Source organism: Pontibacter actiniarum, assembly GCF_003585765.1.
Lineage (GTDB): Bacteria > Bacteroidota > Bacteroidia > Cytophagales > Hymenobacteraceae > Pontibacter > Pontibacter actiniarum.
The window spans coordinates 3,424,055-3,445,855 of sequence record NZ_CP021235.1; the positions used below are offsets into that span (position 1 = coordinate 3,424,055).

Genomic DNA, 21,801 nt, shown 5'->3' on the forward strand with positions numbered 1-21,801 from the left:
ATAAGTTGTGTTTGAGGGGGATATTGCGTAGCTTTCTTTAGCCTATGTTCCCTATTTTACACTGATCGCTATGCGGCACCGGCTCCGAAAACCTGCTGCGGCTTACCTGCTGCCCTTTCTGTTGCTGTTTTCCGCAGCTGCTCCGCTACAGGCACAGCAAAAGCCGGTACAGCCGTTCAAAATAGCAGCTCCCCTGCTGCAGAACAGCCAGCAAAGCACACCACAACAGGTGCGCGTGCTACCCAAGGACCGGGAGCAGCTACACGCATGGCTACAGCAGCGTTTGCCGCATGTAAAGCGGCAGCAAACTACGGGGCAAAGTATAACGCTCACCAACCTGCAGGCGCAGGACCTTGTACAGCTGCAGCAGTGCCCTTGGGTCAGGTACATAGACCGGGCAAACCGGCAGGCACAGGAAGAGCTGGAACTGAAAGACACCGATCTGAGCGCAAACAACATCACGGCCGTACATGCCCTTTACCCGGAGCTGAACGGTGCCGGGCTGGCCGTATCCATCAAAGAAAGCCCTTTCGACACGACAGACATTGACCTGAAAGGCCGTATTCTTCCGGCACCAGCTTTTGAGGAGGCGTACTCGCTCCACGCCACCACCATGGCTACCGTGGTCGCCGGCGCCGGCAACACCTCGCCTGACGCCACTGGTGTAGCCCGGGCCGCGGCAGTTACCTCTTCCAGCTTTGCCAACCTCATGCCTGACGACGCCGCCACGCTGGCAGCACAGGGCATCAGCGTGCAGAACCACTCCTATGGTGTTGGGCTGGAGAACTACTACGGGCTCGAAAGTATGGCCTACGACGAGCAGGCACTGGCGCAGCCGCAACTACTGCATGTGTTCTCGTCAGGTAACAGCGGCGACGAAACACCCGAAACGGGCCGCTACGCCGGCATAAGCGGTGTTGCCAACCTGACCGGGCAGTTCAAAACATCGAAAAACACGCTGAGTGTGGGCGCACTGGATGCCGATAGAACCGTTGGCACCCGCAGCTCCACCGGCCCTGCCTATGACGGCCGCGTAAAGCCCGAGGTGGTGGCGCACGGAGTGGGCGGCACTTCAGAAGCAGCGGCAGTGGTATCAGGAATAGCGCTGCTGGTACAGCAGGCCTATGCACAGCAGCACAACGGCAGCTTGCCGCCGGCTGCACTTGTAAAGGCTATCTTAATAAACAGTGCCGACGACGTGGAAAACCCACACGTGGACTTTAAAAGCGGCTATGGCAATGCCGATGCCCTGGGAGCTGTGCAGACGGTAAAGGAGCAGCGCTTCTTCTCTGGAAGTGTAGCCGCAGGTGCCGTGGATAAGTTTACACTCCGGGTTCCGGCAGGGGCACAGGAGCTAAAAGTGACGCTGGTGTGGCACGATGCCCCCTCCTCCCCAGATGCGCCCACAGCCTTAGTTAACGACCTGGACCTGCGCCTGCAGCACACCGCTTCCGGCGCGAGCTGGCTGCCGTGGGTGCTCAACCCCTACCCTCACCCCGACTCACTCCACCAAACGGCCACCCGCCAACCGGACCACCTCAATAACGTGGAGCAGGTAACACTGCAGCAGCCCGATGCAGGCACCTACGAAGTACAGGTGCAGGGTTTTGCAGTGCCGCAGGGCCCGCAGCTTTACAGCATCGCCTATGAGTACACCTCCGGCCTCACCTGGTCCTACCCCAGCCAAGGCAGTAGCCTGAAAGCCGGCCACAGCAATCGCCTGCGCTGGAGTGGCGTGGGCAATGGCACGGGAGAGCTTGCCTACAAATGGAGCGGCAGCAACGACTGGGTTCCTATCTCTGACAATATCGACCTAAGGCAGCCTTATGTTGACTGGCTTGCCCCCGACACACTGGCACTGGTGCAACTGCGGCTTAGCACGAACGGGCAAACCTTACTCTCCCCGGAATTTATACTTGCCCCCACCACGCAGGCCGCCGTTACCTTAAACTGCGGCACGAAAGTACTGTTGCAGTGGCCGCAAGTGAAGCATGCAAGCAGCTACCAGCTCTACCGCCTGGACGGCCTGTACCTGCAGCCGCTGCTTACCACTGCAGACACCGTGGCCGTGCTTCCCAAAACCGGGCAAACGGCAGGCGCCTATTTTTCTGTGGCCCCCGTAGTTTCAGGGGTAGCAGGCGAACGCAGCGATGCCGTTACCTTTAACCCCCAGGAGGAGCGATGTTACATCTACAGCTTTTTGCCGCAGCAACTCGCCATGGATTCTGTGCTGTTTAACCTCCGCCTAAGTACCGCTTACAAAGTACAGGAGGTAGCGCTGGAGCGGTGGGAGCAGGGCGCTTACCGCACTGTGCAAACCAAATCCGAGGAAGGGCATACTAGTTTTACGCTTTCTGATGATGCCCCGGAAGCCGGGCTGAACCGTTACAGGGCACGCGTTACAGCACATGGGCAGCAATACTACTATAGCCAGCTGGAGGATGTGTTCTATACCCGGCGGGGTTTTATACAGGCAGCTCCGAACCCGGTGGTGGCAGGGCAGGAAGTACAGGTAGTCGCCCACGGGGAGGGCCTGGCACAACTACAGCTCTACAACCTTACAGGCCAGCTCCTCCACAGCTCAACCGACGGGGGTGTCGTTAAAACGGTACCGACTGCGGGCTTGCCTGCCGGGCTCTACGTGTTGCGCCTCATCACAGAAAAGGGGGAAAAGCTGACGACACGGCTGCTTGTGCTCTAGCAGGCTTTCAGCCATGTCGCCTGTAAAGGCACGAGACAAAGCTGCCAGCAATCACCCACCGCAACAGCTAATGCCACTGTTGCCACAGCGCCATTAACGTAACCGAGAAGGGCTGGCCATACCTTACCAGCTGGAGCGCTATGCCTTAACAGCAAAAAAACGGCCTCTGCAGCTGGTGCTGCAGAGGCCGTAACCTTATATCTTACTGTGTTAGTATTGCTTTGTTTTAGGAAATGTTGGGTTAGTAAAGGTAGTTCAGCGCTACTCTGTCGTTTGAGTTAAACGGACGGTTTTGGCCGGTGCCAATGCAGGCCAGCATCCAGGAAGTTGGATCTGGGCCGGATGGTGTGCCCGGGATGTATACAGCACCTACTGTGCTGGCGCCTTCGTTGGTGTAACCACCGCCGCAGCTATAGCTTCTGTCCATATAATCGGTGTGGCGGAAGCCAATGCAATGGCCCAACTCATGCGCCAGAATGGTGGCCAGGTAGCTTGTGCCAGGGTTAGAACCCAGGTACGCAGAGTTTACCTGCACCTTGTTGTACGGGTTGCCACCAGACGGGAAGCCAGCGGAAGCCAGGTAGGAAGCGCCGCTCGGAGCCTTTGTAAACAGCACGTCATACCCGGAAGATACGCGGCGGAAGTTCAGCTTCAGGTTCTCGGCATTGTACCGGCGAATCACCTCATCAATGGCAGCCACATAGCTAGAAGGAAGCGATGTAGAGATTGCAATATCAATGGTGCGGGTTGTACCCACGCTTACAAGGTTATTGGTGCGGTACTGCTCAGACTCTCCTACGCGCAGGGCTTTCTGCTCGTGGTAGCCGCTCAGGTCGCTTTCTGACAGCATAATGTCGCCTTCCACCAGGTAGCCGCCTTCCATACGCTGCACGTTGTGGTTGCTAAAGCCCATGGCTGCTATTTGCGACAGGGCATCGGCTGACACCTCGTTCTGTGTTATTGCCTCTTCCTCTTCCTGCTGGCAGGAGGAGAAACCGAATACAGCTGCAAGCGCTGCAAGAGCAAATAAACGTCTCATTTTCATACGTTAAATAATTTTGGGTTAGACATATGGTTTAGTAATCTATAAGGTGTCAGTAAGCCTGTAAGTATAGGTTGTTGGCTGCTACACGGCATACCCCTCCAGCGCACCTCCTGATATTAGTGCAATCACATCAATGTTAACACAATCAATACAAATTGACCATATCTGACAACACAACAGATACTTACGCTATAAACATAGCATATATAAAACTCATAAATAAGGAATACACACTGCAGAAAGTAACATTTAAAAGTGCCATAAATCGCTGCTGTAAAACGCTTGGCTTGGCCTGTTTCTCACTTATAACACCGCACCAACGGCATAAAAGTAACATCTGATGTAGGTCGTGCTGCGCAAAAAAAATGGCTCCAACAGGGGCAGGGTACCTCTTGGAGCCAAAAGAAACGCTCATCATCGGGCAGAGCTCGCCGACTTTCGCGCCGTTATCACAGCAGAGACTTTCCGAAGCGGCTACTTTAACAAGGCAGACCAGCTACAGAAGAGCGACAGCCATACCGTTCCCATCGCGCAGCACGGCAACGGCAACTCCTTAACCACACTGCAGCCTAACACCGGGAGTTGCTGACACTAATCCTGCTCAGGCGGCAGGTGTAAAACGTAAAAAGGCGGGGCCGCTGCAACATCTGCTGCAGCGGCCCCGCCTTTTCTAAGCTGTACTTATACTTAGAGGATGTTGTTGATCTGCTCCTTTATCTTCTCCAGTTCCTCTTTCATTTCCACCACATGGTGCTGAATGGTGGAGTCGTTGGCTTTGGAGCCGATAGTGTTAATCTCCCGGCCTATCTCCTGTGAGATAAAGCCCAGCTTTTTACCGGTTGGCTCCGGCAGGTACACTGTTTCGGTAAAGTAATGCAGGTGGTTCACCAGGCGCACTTTCTCCTCGGCAATGTCCAGCTTCTCCATATAGTACACCATCTCCTGCTCAAAGCGGTTCTGGTCAAAATGCTCTGAGTTGGAGAGCTCTGCGATGTGGCCACGGATGCGCGTGCGGATATTCTCCATGCGCACCGGGTCGTGCTTGTCTACTTCGGCCAGCAGAATACGGATGCGGTCGATGTAAGACATGATTTCGGTTGTAAGGGCTTTCCCCTCATCTGCCCTAAAAACGTTGATGTTCTGCAGGGCCTCCTGCAGCAGCGGCTGCACCAGGCTCCAGTCTGCCTCGGCGGCGTCCTCGTCCTGCTCCTCCTGCTGCAGCACCTCGGGCATGTGCAGGGCCAGCCTGAAGAGCTCTCCTTTTGAGGCTCCGAGGTTATCGGCCACCTCGCTCAGCTCCGTATAGTATGCCTTCAGCAATTCTCTGTTTACTGTGTTGCGTGCTTTCTGCGTTTTGTTTTTCACAAACTCAATTGAAACACTCACCTTCCCACGCACCAAGGCCTTCTGCACCATGTTCCGGATCTCGTACTCCTTGTCTGATAGAAACCTGGGGGTACGCACGCTCAGGTCCATGCTCTTGGAGTTAAGCGAGCGGATCTCCACTGAAACCGAATACTGGTCGGCATCGAGGCGGGCACTGCCAAAGCCTGTCATTGACTGCAACATAAGCTCTTTATAAAATGATACTTTGGCAAATTAGGGATAATTATTCACTTTTGTACAGCAAGCACATGTGAAAGCTGTAAAAGCCGCACTTTGTGTATGTAGCCGAAGTATAAATTACTTAACTTTGAATCATGAAATTTGGTGTAGTCGTTTTTCCGGGGTCCAACTGCGACCAAGATCTTGTGGATGCCATTAGCGTTGGCATGGGGCAAGAATGTATTAAGCTGTGGCATAAAGACCACGACTTACAGGGCTGTGATTTTATACTGCTGCCTGGTGGCTTCTCTTATGGCGACTACCTGCGCTCCGGTGCTATCTCGCGCTTCTCTCCTATTATGCAGGAGGTGGTGCAGCATGCCAACAAAGGCGGCTACGTGATGGGCATTTGTAACGGCTTCCAGATCCTGACCGAGGCTGGGCTGCTGCCGGGGGCGCTGCTGCGCAATGCCAACCAAAAGTTCATCTGCGACAACGTGTACATCAAGCCGGCTACCACAAACCTGCTGCCGACACGCCTGCTGGACATGGACAAGGCTTACAAGATTCCGGTGGCGCACGGCGAGGGCCGCTACCACGCCGATAAGGAAACCCTGAAGCGGCTGGAAGACAACGAGCAGATCATGTTCAAGTACAGCAGCAATGTGGCCGACACCCACGAAATCTACAACATTAACGGTAGCTTGCTGAATATTGCCGGTGTGAGCAACGAGCAGAAGAACGTGTTCGGAATGATGCCGCACCCGGAGCGCGCAGTGGACCCAGAACTGGGAAACACGGACGGCCGCGCCATCTTTGAGTCTATCCTAAACCTAGTGAACGCCTAAGGCTGCTTACGCCAGCCTTTCCTGCATAAAATAACACGCCGGATGACAGCTGCTAAAGCCGTCATCCGGTTTTTTTGTACCCGTGCCTGCCGCTGTATCACCCTCAGCGCCAGCTGCACTGTTACGTTTAAGAGAAAAGCCGTACCTTTGCACCCGCAATGAGAAAAGCAACCCCATTTATATCGCTTACTCCACCCTGAAGCAGCTGCCTGGCAGGCCGTTACCAGGTTTTGCTATGCTTAAATGGCATAGCTAGCAACTGTGGTGCAATATACCTGCTGCCACCCCTGCTGTATGCGGCATAGCGTAGCCTATGCTGTACTTTATATCCTTTTTATACTTAAAGAGCGAACCGCCAACACACAGGCACTCGTTTAGAAGGACGCAAACCCGCCTCTCCCGGCACCTATGGGAGCGGCGCTGGCTTACCGGCTGCCGTACGCACCGTATAAGCTGCCCGGCAACCGGATAACTGCCCCGCCGTTTCCATTCTATGCGACGCTGGCCTGGCTGATGGCTTCGCGAACCTTACAATACGCTGTTAAGAAAATGAAGCAATACCTCAGACTCTTTGACTTTAGCCAAAAGGTCGATTATAAAGTAGAAGTGCTGGCTGGCCTTACCGTAGCCATGACCATGATCCCCGAGTCACTTTCGTTTGCCATTCTGGCTGGCTTCCCGCCACTGGTGGGCCTTTATGCCGCCTTTATCATGGGCTTAGTTACGGCTGTGCTGGGTGGCAGGCCCGGCATGATTTCCGGTGGGGCGGGCGCAACAGCTGTCGTCCTGATCGCCCTGATGCAGTCGCACGGGCTCGAGTACGTTTTCGCGGCCGTGGCGCTGGCGGGCGTGCTGCAGATACTGGTCGGCCTTTTTAAGCTGGGCAAGTTTATCCGCCTGGTGCCGCAACCCGTTATGTACGGTTTCGTGAATGGCCTTGCTGTGATCATCTTCATGTCGCAGGTGGGGCAGTTTCAGACAGAGGTAAACGGGCAGCTGGTCTGGCTGTCCGGCAGCTCTTTGTACACTATGGCCGGCCTGGTGGCGCTAACTATTGCCATCATTGTTTTACTGCCTAAAGTAACCAAGGCCGTTCCTCCGTCGCTGGTGGCCATCATCGTTGTTTTCCTGGTTGTTCTCGGCTTTAACATCGATACCAAAACTGTGGCAGACATTGCGGCCGTTAGCGGTGGCCTGCCTCCTTTCCATGTTCCGGCAGTGCCTTTCACGCTGGAAACGCTGGAGGTGATATTCCCTTACGCCCTGATCATGGCGGGAGTGGGCCTAACAGAAAGCTTGCTAACCCTAAACCTGGTTGATGAAATTACAGGCACCAGAGGCCAGGGCAACAGAGAGAGCATGGCCCAGGGTAGCGCAAACCTGCTGAACGGTTTCTTCTTCGGGATGGGCGGCTGCGCCATGATCGCTCAAACGCTGGTAAACCTTTCTGCCGGTGCCAGAGCCCGCCTCGCGGGTATTGTGGCAGCCTTTACCATTCTGGTGATCATACTTGTTGGCGCCCCTGTTATTGAGCTCGTGCCGATGGCGGCCCTGGTGGGTGTTATGATCATGGTGGCCGTTGGCACGTTTGAATGGATCAGCTTCCGAATCATCAACAAAATGCCGAAACAGGATGTTTTTGTGGGGATTCTGGTGGCTGTGATTACGATCTGGCTGCACAACCTGGCGCTGGCCGTGCTGATCGGTGTTATCATTTCGGCACTGGTGTTTGCCTGGGAGAGCGCTAAGCGCATCAGAGCCAGAAAGTACATCGACGCAAACGGTGTAAAGCACTATGAGATTTTCGGCCCGCTGTTCTTCGGCTCTGTAACGGCATTCTCCGAAAAGTTCGATGTGCTGAACGACCCCGAAGAGGTGGTGGTTGATTTCAAGGAAAGCCGCGTAGCGGACATGTCCGGCATTGATGCGCTGAACAAGCTGACGGAGCGGTACCAGAACGCCGGTAAAAAACTGCACCTGAAGCACCTAAGCGAGGACTGTAGAATACTCCTCAAAAACGCGGAGGAGGTCATCGATGTCAATATTATGGAGGACCCACATTACGCGGTAGCCACAGATAAGCTGGCGTAAACTACATACACTTAAAGTATAAACCCCGCTGCTGTTTCATTGAGTGAACGGCAGCGGGGTTTTGCTTTCAGTCCTGGGCTGCATTTAGCGCACAACAACGGCCTAAGCTGTCAGGGGTAAGGCACAAACCGCTTGTCCCCAAGTATAAATTACATTACCTTTTTATACTTCTACTCCACCATCTTATTAACCGCGTCAATCATCGCCATTACTTCGCTCGGATGGTTGTTGATGCGCTCACCACGCTCTTTGCCTAGGCGCACGATAATCAGGTCCTTTTCAGGGATCACAATAATATACTGGCCCAGTATACCACGGGCATAGAAGATGTCCTGGCCTTTGTAATCAGGCAGCAACCACCATTGGTAGCCATAAAAGTTGACTTTCTCGCCATCGGTGGCGGCAGGAAGGCCGTTGGGGGTAAGCGATGCTTTAACGTAGGATGGTGGCACAATGGTGTCGCCGTTCCAGATGCCGTTCTGCAAGTATAGCTTTCCGAGGCGGGCAAAGTCGCGGGCGTTGGAGAAAAAACAGCAGTATGCCTTTTCAATACCAGCAGGGCGGTCCACGCTCCACTCCGCGTCGTGGGCTGCACCCAAAGGCTTCCAGAGCTTCTCCTCCGCATACTCACTCAGGCTTTTGCCGGTCGCCTCCTGCAGCACAAAACCCAGCACCTGTGTGTCGCCACTCTTGTAGCTCCACTGCTGGCCGGGTTCCTCCTCCGCTTCCAGCCGGTTAATCACCTTTTCCAGGTCGGTGCCATAGTAGGCCTCGGTGGTCATGGAGAACGGGTTGCTGTAGGACTCGTCCCAGTTCAGGCCGGAGCTCATCCAGAGCAGGTGCTTGATCCGTATCTTTGCCTTATCGCCTTTCCGGAACTCGGGCAGGAAATCGCCTACCGGCTGCTCCACGCTCTGGATCTTGCCTTCTTTTATCGCCACGCCTACCAGCATGCCCACAATGCTTTTGGCCATCGAAAACGAGTTGCTCAGCGACTCATCCGAATAGCCGCCCCAATACTGCTCATAAAGTATGGAGTCATCCTTTATCACCAGAAACGCGATCGACTCCAGGTCTTCGTGCAGCCGCTGTAGTTTTTTTGGGAGCTGTAGCTGGTTGTATTCTTTGGCCAGTGGCCAGGGCTGCGCCTGCGGCGGCGCGTCTACTTCGCGTTGCTCAAATATGTCATTGTCGTCAATATCAGCGAAGTTGTAAACAACGGCTTTGTACACGTAGCTCCTGTCAGACATCTGGATATAGGCGGCCAGCAGCCCCAGCAGCAGCAGAGTGCCCAGCCCAAAGCGTTTGGCTTTGCGGTTCATGCAGTGTGGTTTGTGTTAGAAATCGTACCCCAGCGTTACGTAGAACTTAGGGCCTACGCGCCTGTCCTCTTCCTCGCCCCAGGCCACATCCAGCTTGCCGTACACGCCCAACAGGGTGGTGCGGGCACCGAAGCCATAGCCCAGCAGGAACGGGTTACGGTAGTTAATTACGGTAATATCGAACTTGTCCACGTTCAGCGGGTCGGTCGTGCCGCCGGTTACGCGGGTGTTAATGGAGTTATTGCCTGAAAAAGGGTTATCGCCGCTGTACGCAGAGCCGGCATCGGCAAAGGCGCTTAGCTGCAGGTTACGGAAGAAGCCGGAGGCGATAGGCCCGTTGTACAGGTACTGTATGATCGGGATGCGCAGCTCAGCGTTGGCCAGCAGGTGGCGGCTACCACTTCTCACGTTAAAGTTAAAGCCCCGCAGCGGTGTGATGTACTCCAGGTAAAACAGGTCGGCGGGCGAGTTGATCTGCACATCGTTCAGTTCCGCCTCTTCGTCCTCATCGGCCAGAAGCCAGTTATCCATACCGCCGATCAGGAACTTCTTGGGAGAGTTGCCGAAGAAGGCGCCATAGCTTACGTGGGTGGCCAGTATGATCTGCCTGTGAATTTTGAGGTAATGCCTGAAATCCGCGTAAAATTTACTGAAGTTCCCCTGCGACCCTTCTACCCCTTTCAGCGACAGCAAGCCTACTTTAAAGCGGGTGCCCTCGCGCTGGTTCACCCCGGTGATCACGCTGTTATCGTACACCAGCTCGGCGTTGCCTCCCCAGAAAGTGCCCACCGTGTCCGGAATGGAAAAGTCATTCTTGTACGTGAAACGGGTGCTCACAAACTTGGGCTTCAGGTGTAGGCTGGTGCTGTGGCTCAGCGGGTACTTCAGCACTGGCGTCAGCTCGTTCTTGGTGAAGCTCACAACCGATCCCGGCGCATTCAGCAGGCTTCCGACCAGGGTGGAGCGCTCAAACTGCACCCCCAGGTCTACCCGGTTTGACAGGTTCATGTACTCCGCGAAGAAATTGTTCGTCTCAAAGTCGGTGCGCATGAAGGCCGCGCCCCGGATGTGGTGGTTCTCAAACAGGTCGCTCATCTCCACACCGGCCACTATACCAAAGCCCAGCAGCGGATCGGCCTGCACCGAGGTAATGATCTCCTGCACACTGAAGCGCAGGTCATAGTCCAGCGGGCCTACCAGCTCCGTACCGCCTCTGCCGCTACTGGCCCGGCGCACCGGCGCTGAGGCCTGCTTCGGCTGTGCCGCCTGCTGCTCGGTTTTGTCGAACTCATAGTCCTCTATGTTGATCTCACCTTCCCGGCGCGTTTCATTTCCGCTGGTTTGCTTCTCTTCTTTATCCAGTAACTTGCGGCGGGCCGAGACGGCGTTCTGGGCTGTGCGGGCACGCGTTTCAAGTATAATCTGGCGCGATGTCTTGGGCAGCTCGCTCAGCGCGGTTGGCGTAAAGTTAGGCAGCAGGTACACAAAGTCGTTTGCTTCGTCGCGGGCTACTACTGCCAGCACGTTGGCCGACGGCACATAGTCATACTGCTCTATGCTTTGCAGGAAGTTGGTTACCGGCGTGCTGGTGCCTGTGCTCAGGTCATAGCGGTACACATTGCGGATACCGCTTTCTTCGCTTAGGTATACCAGGTTTCCGTCCTGCGTCGGGCGCGGCTTTACTTCGCTGGCAATGTCGCTGGTAAGTTGCCGGATGCTGTTTCTTGCCCCCTGTTGCTGCAGCAAGAAGATATCGTAGTTATTTACGATGCTGTTAAAGTCGGGGGTAAGGGAGGTGGCGGTGGTATCGTCCCAGCGGTTGGAGCTGAAGGCAATGCCTCCGTTGTTGCGCAGGTACACCGCGTCTACATCATCGAATATATCGTTGGTAAGCTGCTGCTGCAGGCGGCCGTTGGCCCGAAGCAGGAACAGGTCTGACTGGCCGTTGCGCACGGCACTCACCACAATGGTCTGCCCATCCTCGGCATAGTCCATGCTGTTTACGTAGGCAAACTGTTCCAGTATGGCGGCAGGCGTGGTCAGGTTCTCTATGAAGGGGATGAAGGAGTACCTGTCGCGGGCGTCAATCTGGCGCAGCATCATTTTCCCGCGCCTGGCCTCAATAAAGCCCAGCTGTGAGTTAGAGCGCCAGGCCAGCACCGGCATGCTGTAATCCACCTCCTGGTCCATGTTCTTGTAGCCGGCGCGCCACACCACGCGGTCCTTCTTTGTGCGCACCTCCTGCACAAATATTTTGTAGATGCCGTTATCGTTCTTCACGTAGGCCAGCAGCGTACCGTCCGGGTTCAGCACCGGCTTGCCGTAGAAATGGCCCTCTTTGTTTTTCTTAAACAGCTTCGCCTCGTCGGGCAGCTGCACCAGCGGGTTATCAGTAGCCGTGTTTATCTGCACGTAGTAATTGTACCAGTCCTGCAGAAAGCGCTTGTACGGCACGTTCAGGCTGCTGGTAATACCAATCTCCACATCCCGCGTGATGCGGGTCAGGTTCAGGATGTTTTGGATGGCGGTATAGCCGTAGCGCTCGGCAATATAGTTCCAGACGCTCTGGCCTGTAAGCTTCGGGTTTTTGGCGAAGAGCTTCTCCGGGCGCGGCTTGTCCTGCTCGAGCAGCATTTCGCGCATGTAGCTGTCCATCCGGATTCCCCAGCCCTCTGCCGTATAGGCGGCCACACCGCTGATAAACCACTCGGGCAGGCGCAGCAGGTAGCTGCTCTGCAGGGCCTCTTTCAGGCTGCCGCCATACATCATGTCGTTCATCAGCAGCTCCGTCAGCTTAAAGCTCAGGTTCTGCTTAAAGTCGGTTTGCGTGCCGCCAAAGGCCAGCTCCACCTTATTTTTCAGGAAAAGCGTTTCGCCGCCGGTCTGGTAAAGGTCATTGTCGAGGCCGATATTGCTTTGCAGCAGGTCGGAGGGGGAGTTGTAAAGGATAAGCGTGACCTTGGAGTAGGGGTAGTACCCGATCAGGCTGGTGACGCGCTTCAGCTCCTTTTCTGCATACGCTGCCGCGCTGATAGCCTCCTCCTGGCCGCCCTCATAGAAGTATACATTGAAATTCTGCGTGCTGTAGAGCTTCCAGTCGAAGCTTTTATACTGTATCCGGCTCTTGCCGAACGTTTCTGCATTTCGCTGCGCCTGCAGGGCAGTGGCAGACAAAAGGCCAAGTATGAGCAGAGGCAGAAATCTTGTATAAAAACGCATGCGCTTAGGGTTGCTGGTTTTGTTCTTTTATGTAGTCGTAATATAACGATAAATATCTTGAAATCTGTACATCCGGCATCACTTCCCCTTCTCCGACCAGCGCTGCAGCAAACTGCCGGGCCAGATAAGGGGCCATCAGCACGCCTTTAGACCCCATTCCGTTGAACACGCTCAGCTGTGGGTACTGCGGGTGCGTTCCGGCCAGCGGCCGACGGTCGCGTACGGCCGGCCGAATGCCTGCCCAATGGTGTATCACGTGAAATGGCTGAGAGGTAATCTGGCTAAACCGCTCCGAAAGCTCCTCCTGCCCTGCCGGGCTCGGCTCCTCGTCGGGTTGGCGCCAGTTGTAGGTAGCCCCAATCTTAAAGCGGCCACCTCCTACCGGAACAACGTAAACGGCTTTATTATAGATGCATTCCGGCGTAAAATTCTCCGTCTGCACCTCCAGCACCTCCCCTTTGGTCGGTTGGATGGGCAACCACCTGAAGTACGGGTTGTTCACCACCTGAAAGCCCTCGCAGAACACCAGGTGCTTTGCCTCTTCCCCCTTATAGCGCACACCGTTGCGGGTTAGTTGCAGCTGCTCCATCTCGAAGCGCTCCGGCAGCATCAGCTGCTGCGCCAGCAGCTCCTCTGCCAGCAGGTCCAGCATCTCCGCCACCTGCAGGTAGCCTCCCCGCCCGATCATGATGCCGCCGTGCGGGTCCTCAATGCCGGGCTGGCCTGTACTTTGGGTGTGGGTGGCCAGGATGTAGTCATTCCAGTTGGTGCCGGCGCTCTTGGCCATCCAGGTGTTCTGCTCTTCTACAGAGGAGAATATCTTGTAGATGGGCTTGTGCACAAACAGCTCCTGCCCGAAGCGCTCCTCCAGCTCATCGTAAAAGGCATCGGCGGCAGGTATAAACTCATCGGCCAGCCATGATTTTGCAAAGCGCTTGCCCGCCACGGGGTTCAGCAAACCGGCGGCCACGCGCGAGGCGGCGCTGGGGCGAGGCTCGTCAACCACCAACACCCGCTGCCCCCGTTTGCGTAGGGTATAACTCAGAATGGCACCGGCAATGCCGTGGCCAACCACTATAAAATCGTATTTCATAAAGGCAAGTTACGAGATGTACGGCGTAAATTCTTAACTTAGAAGCCGATTTTGTGCTTGCCTAAACCCCAGGAGAAGAAGCTATGGAAGTTACCTGCCTTACATTTAATCCGTTTCAGGAGAACACGTACCTGCTGCACGACGAAACCAACGAATGCGTGGTTGTGGACCCCGGCTGCTATGAGCGCGGGGAGCAGGAGCAGCTAAAGAAATATATTGAAGAGAAGGGCCTGCAGGTGGTGCGCCTGCTCAATACCCACTGCCACATAGACCACGTGCTGGGCAACAAGTTCGTCGCCGACACCTACAACGTAGGCCTGGAGATACACCCGGAGGATGAGCAAACGCTGCGTGCCGTGCCTGCTTATGCGCCTGTGTATGGCTTCCCGATGTATGCCGAGCAACTCCCGGCCAGCTTTCTGAGGGAGGGCGACACGGTAAAGTTCGGTAACACGGAGCTACAGGTGCTCTTTACGCCGGGCCACGCCCCGGGGCATGTGGTGTTCTACAACGGCCCCGAGAAGATCTGCATTGGCGGCGATGTGCTGTTCCAGGGCAGCATCGGTCGCACAGACCTGCCCGGCGGAGACTTTGACACGCTCATCACCAGTATAAGAGAGAAGATGTTCGCCCTGCCTGATGACGTAACGGTTTACCCCGGCCACGGCCCGGAAACCACCATTGGGTACGAGAAAAAATATAACCCATTTCTGCGGTAGCCGCTGTTGCCGCCACATCCTTACATGAAGAAACACATCCCCAACGTTATTACCTGCCTTAACCTGCTTTCAGGTTGCCTGGCGCTGTACTTTGCCTTTAAAGGTGAGTTGGTAACCGCAGCTTACCTGGTGGGCATAGCCGCCATATTCGATTTCATGGATGGAATGATCGCCCGCCTGATAGGTGCCTACTCGGAGATTGGAAAGCAGCTCGACTCTCTTGCCGACATGGTCTCTTTCGGTGTGGTGCCGGGCACGATCATGTTTATGCTGCTGCAGCGCATCGAGGCGCCTTTCTGGGGTATACCTGCAGACGTGGTGCCGTTTGCCGGCTTTCTCATCACTATCTTTTCGGCGCTGCGCCTGGCCAAGTTCAACATCGACACCCGCCAGACCACCTCGTTTATCGGTTTGCCCACACCGGCCTGCACGCTGTTCGTGGCCTCCTTGCCGCTTATCCTGGAAACCGGCGACCTCATCATGTTTGAGATCATCCTGAACCAGCCGGTGCTGCTTGTGCTCACGGTCATGCTGTCTTTCCTGCTGGTGGCGGAGCTGCCCCTGTTTGCCCTTAAGTTCAAGAACTTTACGTGGCAGGATAACTCTATCCGGTTTATTTTCCTGGGGTTGTCGGTTATCTTGGTGGCTATGCTTAAATTCGCAGCCATACCACTGATTATAGTGCTGTACGTACTTTTGTCCATCATCAAAAAAACATCCCATACATCATGAAATTTGTTGCTGAAATTGACGTAATGCCTCGCCCTGAACTACTGGACCCACAAGGTAAAGCCGTATTGCTGGGCCTGGAGCACCTCGGGCTGGACCAAGTAGACGACGTGCGTATCGGTAAGCACATCACCCTGAACCTGGAAGCCGAGACAGAGGACATCGCCCGCGAAAAGGTAGAGAAAGCCTGCAGCAAGTTGTTGGCGAACCTCATCATGGAGTCTTATACCTTTGAGCTGAAGCAGGCATAAAAACCTGCTGTAGTACAATAATTTACCTTTATCTTTGTTGAAAGATAAGGTTGCTGCCTGCCCTGCTGAAACGAGTGGTGCAGGCAGCTTTTCATTAATTCTGTTTGCTTATGATGTGGCCCAGGCGATTGGTAAATGCATGTGCGCTGTTTCTGTTGAGCCTGGCCTCTTCAGCCGCCACGGCACAAGCCACCGCACCCACTCCCGCTACCCCCGCCCGGCAAAGCCAGGCTGCTGCCATCGCGAGCCATAGCCCAGCCGTAGTAGCAGGCACCACGCCAGCGTACGCTACCCAAAACACCACCGCGCGCACCACGGGCTTTTCCGCTACCTCTGTTCTAAGCTCCGGCGACTGGTACAAACTGGCAGTCACTGAAAGCGGCATCTATAAAATTGACAAAGGCGTGCTGCAGGCGCTGGGCGTCAGCCCCTCCGCCATAGACCCGAAAAAGATACAGCTCTTTGGCAACGGCGGCGGCATGCTGCCCCAGCCTAACAGCGCCCCCCGCCCCGACGACCTGCAGGAAAACGCCGTAACCGTGGTAGGCGAGGCAGACGGTAGATTTGATGACGGAGACTACGTGCTGTTCTATGCACAGGGGCCGCATACCTGGCGCTATGATGCCGCAGAGGAGCAGTTCAGGCATGCGTTTAACCTTTACTCGGACACGGCTTTTTACTTCCTGCGGATTAACCACAGCCCCGGCGCCAGGGTAGCCACGCGCGAACAGGCTTCAGGGGCCACACAGACCATCAGCAGCTACAACGAACACACTTTCTATGAAAAGGACCTGAAGAACATGGTGTTCTCGGGCCGCGAGTGGTATGGAGAGGAGTTTAACTCCTTCCAGCCCTCCCGCGAGTTCAGCCTGCCCGGCTCAGACGCCGTGCCTGCCTCCACGGTGAAACTGACGGCTGCCCTGATGGCCAACTCTTCTTCCGATTGCGCCTTCAGTGTTGCGCTGAACGGCCAGGCGCTCGGCTCACAGCCCATCTCAGGCCGCGGTAACTACAGCTACCATGCGGAAGGCGTTAACAGTACCAGCACCTACAGCATATCTCAACAGAAGCTCGGCTCAGACAGCAATTATAGGGTTACACTTTCTTTTACAGGCGGCAGCTCCACCTCAATGGGCTACCTGAATTACCTGGAGCTGAATTATGAGCGGCAGCTAAAGCTGTATGGCGCGCAGACGGCTTTCCGCTCTATCCGAAGTATAAACCAGCCGATCAGTACCTTTTCGGTGGCAGAGGTCCCTGCCGGGGCCACGGTGTGGGATGTTACGACCCTGGGGCAGCCTGTGGCGCAGCGGCATAGCAATGGCAGCTTCAGCACGGCAACAGATGTACTGCGGGAGTTTGTGGTGTTCCAGGCCAGTAACATCAGCAGAACGCCCGTAGCCGTAGGAAAGGTAGCAAACCAGAACCTCCACAGCCTGAATGCAGGCGGTGCGGTGGACTTTGTGATCGTCACGTATCCGGGCTTTTTGCAGGAGGCGAACAGGTTGGCGGCGCATCGTGCCCAGCACAGCAACATGCAGGTAGAAGTTGTTACCACCACGCAGATATACAACGAGTTCTCCTCAGGTGCCCAGGATGTGACGGCCATCCGCGACTTTATGCGCATGCTCTATGGCCGCAGCAGCAAGTCCGGGGGCGATGTGATGTACTTGCTCCTCTTCGGAGACGCCTCCTACGACTATAAGGACCGCATCCGCCAGAACACCAATTTTGTTCCTATCTATGAGTCGCGGCAGTCGCTGCACCCGATCGCCAGCTACTCTTCTGAAGACTATTACGGTTTTCTGGATGAGGACGAAGGCGAGTGGGCAGAAACAACAGCGGGTGACCACCTGATGGATATTGGCATCGGCAGGCTCCCGGCCAAAACAGCCGCAGAGGCAGCCACGCTGGTTAACAAGATCATCGCCTACGACAGCCCAAGCCACTTCGGCAGCTGGCGCAGCAACATAACGCTGGTATCGGACGACGGGGATTACAACGAACACCAGAACGATGCCGAGTTTCTGGCCGATTACCTGGTGGAGCATCACCCCAAGTATAACCCGAACAAAGTATACACCGACCTGTACCAGCAGCAGGCCGTGGCCAACGGGCAGCGTGTGCCCGATGCCGCCGCCGCTATAGACAAAGCCGTGGAACAGGGCTCGCTGATCATCAACTACACCGGGCACGGAAACGAGGTAAGCTGGGCCAGCGAGCAGATCCTGGGCCTGCAGCAGATCGCCAACTGGAAGAACCGGAACAACCTTGCCTTCCTGCTGACCGCCACCTGTGAGTTTGGCCGCTACGATGACCCGGGCAGGCCGTCCGGTGCTGAGATGGCGCTGCTCCATGCCGAAGGCGGTGCTATCGGGCTTATCACCACCACCCGCCCTGTTTACTCAAACAGCAACCGCGTACTTAACCGCAACTTCTTCAGGAGTGCCTTCACGCCGATCAATGGCCGTATGCCGCGCCTCGGCGACCTGGTGATGCTCACCAAGAATAACAGCATCACAGAGAATGCAGGCGGCTCTACCGGCGTCAACAACCGTAACTTCTCCCTGCTCTGCGACCCTTCGCTGCAGCTGGCCTACCCTTCGCTGGAAGCCAGCATCACCAGCATTCAGAGCCAGCTTGCCCCCACCGACACGCTGAGCGCGCTGGGTAAAGTAACCTTAAAAGGGCAGCTGCAGGATAACGCCGGTAACATAGCCAGCGACTTCTCCGGTATGCTGCAGCTCAGGGTTTATGAGAAACCGACAAAGCGGCAGACCCTGGGCGACGAAAACGGGCTGAAAACGGCGGTGCAAGTGCGGGAAAACATCCTCTACGACGGCAAGGCAACCGTTAGGAAGGGGCTCTTCGAGATTAGCTTTGTGGTGCCGAAGGACATTTCTTACAGTTTTGGCCAGGGCAAGATCAGCCTGTACGCCAGCAACGATACGCAGGACGCTTTGGGAGCCAACCAGGATATTGTTATCGGGGGTACAGCCAAGGACGTAGCCACGGATAACACTCCGCCCACCGTGCAGCTGTACATGGACGATGCTTCGTTTGTTTCCGGCGGCTTAACCGGCCAAAGCACGATGCTGTTAGCCAAACTCTTCGACGATAATGGCATTAACACGGCTGGCATCGGTATCGGCCACGAGATAACAGCGGTACTCGACGAGGACCCAAACACCCTGGTCATCCTTAACGATTACTATACGTCCGTACCCGACAGCTACCAGAAAGGAGAGCTGCAGTACACCCTCAAGAACCTGGAGCCGGGGCCGCACACCATCCGCTTCAAAGCCTGGGACACCCATAACAACTCTGCGGAAGCTTATATAGAGTTTTATGTATCAAATGATGCCCATCTTGCGTTAGAGCATGTACTCAACCATCCGAACCCGTTTTCTACAGAAACAACTTTCCAATTTGACCATAACCGAGCCGGCGAAGACTTAGATGTACAGGTGCAAATATTCACTTTATCTGGACAACTGGTAAAAACACTGCAGACCACCTTCTACGGCAGCAGTACGCGCGTGGGAGAATTAACCTGGGACGGGCGAAGCGAGAGCAATGATGTGCTGGCACGCGGCGTTTATGTTTATAGAGTGAGTGTGCGGTCGCAGCAGGACGGCTCCAAGGCCTCCAAGGTTGAGAAACTTGTAATCTTGAACTAGAATAGTACTACAATTTTTCTATATTTGATATAGCTATCAATACCCTTCATATGCATAAAAATAGTAAGACATGGAAGGCCGCCGCGTTGGCGCTCGCCTTAATCTCAGCTCCGGCAGCTTTTGCACAGGCACAGTCAACTACAACAGGCTCCGATCTGAACGCTGTAACCACCGCCGTTCCGATCCTGACCGTTGGCCCAGACTCCCGCGCCGCAGCCCTTGGTGACGCCGGTGTAGCCTTGTCTCCAGATGCCAACTCATCTTACTGGAACCCAGCAAAACTTGGTTTTGTGGAAAACGACCTGAGCGTGGCTTTCTCTTACTCTCCGTGGCTTCGTAACATCGTGGACGATATGTCGCTCAACTACCTGTCTGGGTACAAGAAGCTGAACGAGACATCTGCCATCTCCCTTTCCCTGATGTACTTCGACCTGGGAGAAATACAGTTCATAGACATCAACCAGAACCCCCTGCAGAACTACAACCCGAAAGAGTACGCTGTTACTGTTTCGTACGGGCAGGCGCTGAGTGAGAACTTCAGCCTGGGTATCTCGGCGCGCTTTATACACTCTAACCTTGCCGGTGATGTGAACGTGAGCGGCAGCAATACGGAGTCGCAACCGGGTAACACAGCCGCCGTAGACGTAGGCGTGTACTATAACAGGGACCTGAGCCAGAACCTGAACCTGGCGTTTGGCGCCAACATCTCCAACATCGGCGGCAAGATCGCTTACTCCGAAAACGAGGATAAAAGCTTCCTGCCTACAAACCTGAAAGTTGGTACTGCTGTAAAGTATAACCTCGACGCTTACAACTCGCTTACCTTCCTGCTGGACGCCAACAAACTGCTGGTGCCGTCTCCTGGTGCCGACACAGACCAGAGCGTGGTTAGCGGTATCTTCTCTTCTTTCGGAGATGCTGAAGGCGGTGGCAGCGAGGAGCTGAAAGAGGTCAACCTTTCTGCGGGTGTGGAGTATTGGTACAATGAGCTCTTTGCAGCGCGTGCCGGTTATTTCTATGAGCACCCGGATAAAGGCGGTAGAAAATACTTTTCAACCGGTTTAGGTATACGTTACCAAAAGTTCGGGTTAGATGCTGCTTACCTCATCCCGAACGACCAGAGCAACCCACTCGCCGACACATGGCGTTTCACGCTTGCTCTTAACCTGGATTAGTAAACAAAACAATAAGAATGCTTGATAGAACAAAAGCTCCTGAAATACATGAAATAGATGCCGTTAACATCCAGATCGCCGAGGTGACACACCTTAGCAACGGAGCACGACTGCATGCTATCAAAAGCGAAACCCAGCCTGTTATCAGGCTGGATTTTGTTTTTAAAGCCGGTAAATGGTTTGAGGATAAGAAAGGCGTCTCGGATATAGCGGCAAAAATGCTGCTGGAGGGGAGCCTCAACCATACGGCAAAACAAATTGCTGACAAGGTAGCCTTCTACGGCGCCTCGTTTGAGAATAACCACGGCTACGACCGCTCTGAGTTTACGCTGTACTGTTTGGCTAAGTATACCTCTGAGCTCCTGCCACTTGTACTGGACGTGCTGCAGAACCCTGTGTTCCCGGAAGAAGAGTTTAACCTGCTGAAGCAGCGTACAGTACAATCGCTAAAAGTGCAGCGGCAGAAGAACAACTACCTCGCCACCCACAGCTTTACGCAGCAAGTATATGGCAAAGGCCATGCCTACACCTTCGGGTTTGACGATGGCGTACTGGAGGCCATTAGCAAGGAGGATGTGGAAGCCTACTACCGTAACAGGTTTATCACACAAGAACTGGAAGTGTTTGCCTGTGGTGCTATAGATGACCTGATGCAGCAGGACCTGGTAAAGGAGATTTCAAACCTCCAGCTGCAGCCTTCGGCCACATCGGCTACTACTCCTTCCCATAGTATTAGTGGTGCTGCCAGCAAGTTCAACCTTGTTCCGGTAGAGGAGAGTCTGCAGTCTTCCATACGTATAGGAAAGCGCTTCCCTGAGATCAGCCATCCGGACTACCAGAAGCTGCTCGTGCTGAATGAGGTGCTGGGCGGGTACTTTGGCTCCAGGTTGATGCGTAACATACGCGAAGATAAAGGCTACACATATGGCATCTACTCTGCCATGTCACCCAAAGAACAGGACAGCCTATTCTTTATTGGCACAGACGTGAACTACGCGGTAACTGAAAATACCATAGAAGAAGTGCTGAAGGAAGTAAAACTGTTGCAGCAGGAGGAAATATCAGCCTCTGAGCTGGAAACAGTGAAGAACTACATGCTTGGTAAGTTCCTGAACGACATTAACACCATCTTTGATCAGTGTGACAGGTATAAGCGCATTGTACTGCACCAGCTGCCTCAGGAGCACTACAACAATTATGTTACCACTGTCAGGACTGTGACAGCAGCAGAATTGCAAGCCTTGGCTACGACCTATCTGAAGGAAGAGGACTTTTATACTTCCGTTGCAGGTAGAAAAGCATAGAAGCTTCTATTGAAACAGAAAAGCTCCGGCATTAGTCGGGGCTTTTTTTGTGCGAATTACTTTGTACTTTATTTTAAGA

At 54.7% G+C, this 21,801-nt stretch carries 15 protein-coding genes; 10 read left to right on the forward strand and 5 right to left on the reverse strand.

What is annotated here, in order from left to right:
* Positions 1 to 70: 70 nt before the first annotated feature.
* A complete protein-coding gene (locus CA264_RS14620; protein ID WP_025608139.1) occupies positions 71 to 2,701 on the forward strand; it encodes a S8 family peptidase in 2,631 nt (876 codons plus the stop codon).
* Positions 2,702 to 2,942: 241 nt separating this feature from the next.
* Here CA264_RS14620 and CA264_RS14625 read toward each other — a convergent pair whose 3' ends face one another.
* Complete coding sequence (locus tag CA264_RS14625) at positions 2,943 to 3,740, reverse strand: M57 family metalloprotease (RefSeq protein WP_335682336.1); 798 nt, start codon at positions 3,738 to 3,740, stop codon at positions 2,943 to 2,945.
* A 355-nt stretch (positions 3,741 to 4,095) separates the two neighbouring features.
* Between CA264_RS14625 and CA264_RS14630 the strand changes: the two genes are divergently transcribed.
* Positions 4,096 to 4,335: a hypothetical protein gene (locus tag CA264_RS14630; protein ID WP_025608141.1), complete on the forward strand. Its 240-nt coding sequence runs from the start codon at positions 4,096 to 4,098 to the stop codon at positions 4,333 to 4,335.
* Positions 4,336 to 4,433: 98 nt separating this feature from the next.
* Here the strand turns inward: CA264_RS14630 and CA264_RS14635 are convergent, their stop codons facing one another.
* Positions 4,434 to 5,315, reverse strand: coding sequence for a YicC/YloC family endoribonuclease (locus CA264_RS14635; protein ID WP_025608142.1), 882 nt, complete (start codon positions 5,313 to 5,315; stop codon positions 4,434 to 4,436).
* Between the two features lie 131 nt (positions 5,316 to 5,446).
* On the opposite strand from CA264_RS14635, the gene purQ reads away from it, so the two are divergent.
* Positions 5,447 to 6,139 (forward strand): phosphoribosylformylglycinamidine synthase subunit PurQ, encoded by a 693-nt coding sequence (purQ, locus tag CA264_RS14640; protein WP_025608143.1) that lies wholly within the window; start codon positions 5,447 to 5,449, stop codon positions 6,137 to 6,139.
* 549 nt (positions 6,140 to 6,688) lie between these two features.
* Positions 6,689 to 8,230, forward strand: coding sequence for a SulP family inorganic anion transporter (locus tag CA264_RS14645; RefSeq protein WP_025608144.1), 1,542 nt, complete (start codon positions 6,689 to 6,691; stop codon positions 8,228 to 8,230).
* A gap of 170 nt (positions 8,231 to 8,400) precedes the next feature.
* On the opposite strand, the gene CA264_RS14650 is transcribed toward CA264_RS14645, so the two are convergent.
* Genes CA264_RS14650 through CA264_RS14660 form a run of 3 tightly spaced genes read right to left on the reverse strand, consistent with a single transcriptional unit; the run spans position 8,401 to position 13,864 of the window.
* Complete coding sequence (locus CA264_RS14650) at positions 8,401 to 9,552, reverse strand: serine hydrolase domain-containing protein (RefSeq protein WP_025608145.1); 1,152 nt, start codon at positions 9,550 to 9,552, stop codon at positions 8,401 to 8,403.
* 15 nt (positions 9,553 to 9,567) lie between these two features.
* Positions 9,568 to 12,771, reverse strand: coding sequence for a hypothetical protein (locus CA264_RS14655; protein WP_025608146.1), 3,204 nt, complete (start codon positions 12,769 to 12,771; stop codon positions 9,568 to 9,570).
* A gap of 4 nt (positions 12,772 to 12,775) precedes the next feature.
* Positions 12,776 to 13,864 (reverse strand): NAD(P)/FAD-dependent oxidoreductase, encoded by a 1,089-nt coding sequence (locus tag CA264_RS14660; RefSeq protein WP_025608147.1) that lies wholly within the window; start codon positions 13,862 to 13,864, stop codon positions 12,776 to 12,778.
* An 83-nt stretch (positions 13,865 to 13,947) separates the two neighbouring features.
* On the opposite strand from CA264_RS14660, the gene CA264_RS14665 reads away from it, so the two are divergent.
* The 6 genes from CA264_RS14665 (at position 13,948) to CA264_RS14690 (ending at position 21,722) form a co-directional block, all read left to right on the forward strand.
* A complete protein-coding gene (locus CA264_RS14665; RefSeq protein WP_025608148.1) occupies positions 13,948 to 14,583 on the forward strand; it encodes an MBL fold metallo-hydrolase in 636 nt (211 codons plus the stop codon).
* 24 nt (positions 14,584 to 14,607) lie between these two features.
* The gene (gene pssA / locus CA264_RS14670) at positions 14,608 to 15,315 is read left to right on the forward strand and encodes a CDP-diacylglycerol--serine O-phosphatidyltransferase (RefSeq protein WP_036776279.1); all 708 of its coding nucleotides are present in this window, start codon (positions 14,608 to 14,610) and stop codon (positions 15,313 to 15,315) included.
* Entirely contained in the window at positions 15,312 to 15,563 is a 252-nt protein-coding gene (gene purS / locus CA264_RS14675; RefSeq protein ID WP_025608150.1) for a phosphoribosylformylglycinamidine synthase subunit PurS, read from the forward strand. The genes pssA and purS overlap by 4 nt, the downstream gene beginning before the upstream one ends.
* 110 nt (positions 15,564 to 15,673) lie before the next feature.
* Positions 15,674 to 19,243, forward strand: coding sequence for a type IX secretion system sortase PorU (gene porU, locus CA264_RS14680; RefSeq protein ID WP_237151127.1), 3,570 nt, complete (start codon positions 15,674 to 15,676; stop codon positions 19,241 to 19,243).
* A 50-nt stretch (positions 19,244 to 19,293) separates the two neighbouring features.
* Positions 19,294 to 20,418, forward strand: a complete 1,125-nt coding sequence (gene porV / locus CA264_RS14685) for a type IX secretion system outer membrane channel protein PorV (protein WP_036776282.1) — start codon at positions 19,294 to 19,296, stop codon at positions 20,416 to 20,418.
* Positions 20,419 to 20,435: 17 nt separating this feature from the next.
* A complete protein-coding gene (locus tag CA264_RS14690) occupies positions 20,436 to 21,722 on the forward strand; it encodes a M16 family metallopeptidase (protein WP_025608152.1) in 1,287 nt (428 codons plus the stop codon).
* Positions 21,723 to 21,801 lie beyond the last annotated feature (79 nt).

Excerpts from the sequence above, each read along its gene's own strand:
- CA264_RS14655 (WP_025608146.1), bottom strand. The coding sequence starts at position 12,771 with ATGCGTTTTTATACAAGATTTCTGCCTCTGCTCATACTTGGCCTTTTG.
- CA264_RS14620 (WP_025608139.1), top strand. The coding sequence starts at position 71 with ATGCGGCACCGGCTCCGAAAACCTGCTGCGGCTTACCTGCTGCCCTTT.
- purS (WP_025608150.1), top strand. The coding sequence starts at position 15,312 with ATGAAATTTGTTGCTGAAATTGACGTAATGCCTCGCCCTGAACTACTG.
- CA264_RS14690 (WP_025608152.1), top strand. The coding sequence starts at position 20,436 with ATGCTTGATAGAACAAAAGCTCCTGAAATACATGAAATAGATGCCGTT.
- CA264_RS14665 (WP_025608148.1), top strand. The coding sequence starts at position 13,948 with ATGGAAGTTACCTGCCTTACATTTAATCCGTTTCAGGAGAACACGTAC.
- pssA (WP_036776279.1), top strand. The coding sequence starts at position 14,608 with ATGAAGAAACACATCCCCAACGTTATTACCTGCCTTAACCTGCTTTCA.
- CA264_RS14660 (WP_025608147.1), bottom strand. The coding sequence starts at position 13,864 with ATGAAATACGATTTTATAGTGGTTGGCCACGGCATTGCCGGTGCCATT.
- porV (WP_036776282.1), top strand. The coding sequence starts at position 19,294 with ATGCATAAAAATAGTAAGACATGGAAGGCCGCCGCGTTGGCGCTCGCC.
- CA264_RS14625 (WP_335682336.1), bottom strand. The coding sequence starts at position 3,740 with ATGAGACGTTTATTTGCTCTTGCAGCGCTTGCAGCTGTATTCGGTTTC.
- CA264_RS14635 (WP_025608142.1), bottom strand. The coding sequence starts at position 5,315 with ATGTTGCAGTCAATGACAGGCTTTGGCAGTGCCCGCCTCGATGCCGAC.
- CA264_RS14645 (WP_025608144.1), top strand. The coding sequence starts at position 6,689 with ATGAAGCAATACCTCAGACTCTTTGACTTTAGCCAAAAGGTCGATTAT.
- purQ (WP_025608143.1), top strand. The coding sequence starts at position 5,447 with ATGAAATTTGGTGTAGTCGTTTTTCCGGGGTCCAACTGCGACCAAGAT.
- porU (WP_237151127.1), top strand. The coding sequence starts at position 15,674 with ATGATGTGGCCCAGGCGATTGGTAAATGCATGTGCGCTGTTTCTGTTG.
- CA264_RS14650 (WP_025608145.1), bottom strand. The coding sequence starts at position 9,552 with ATGAACCGCAAAGCCAAACGCTTTGGGCTGGGCACTCTGCTGCTGCTG.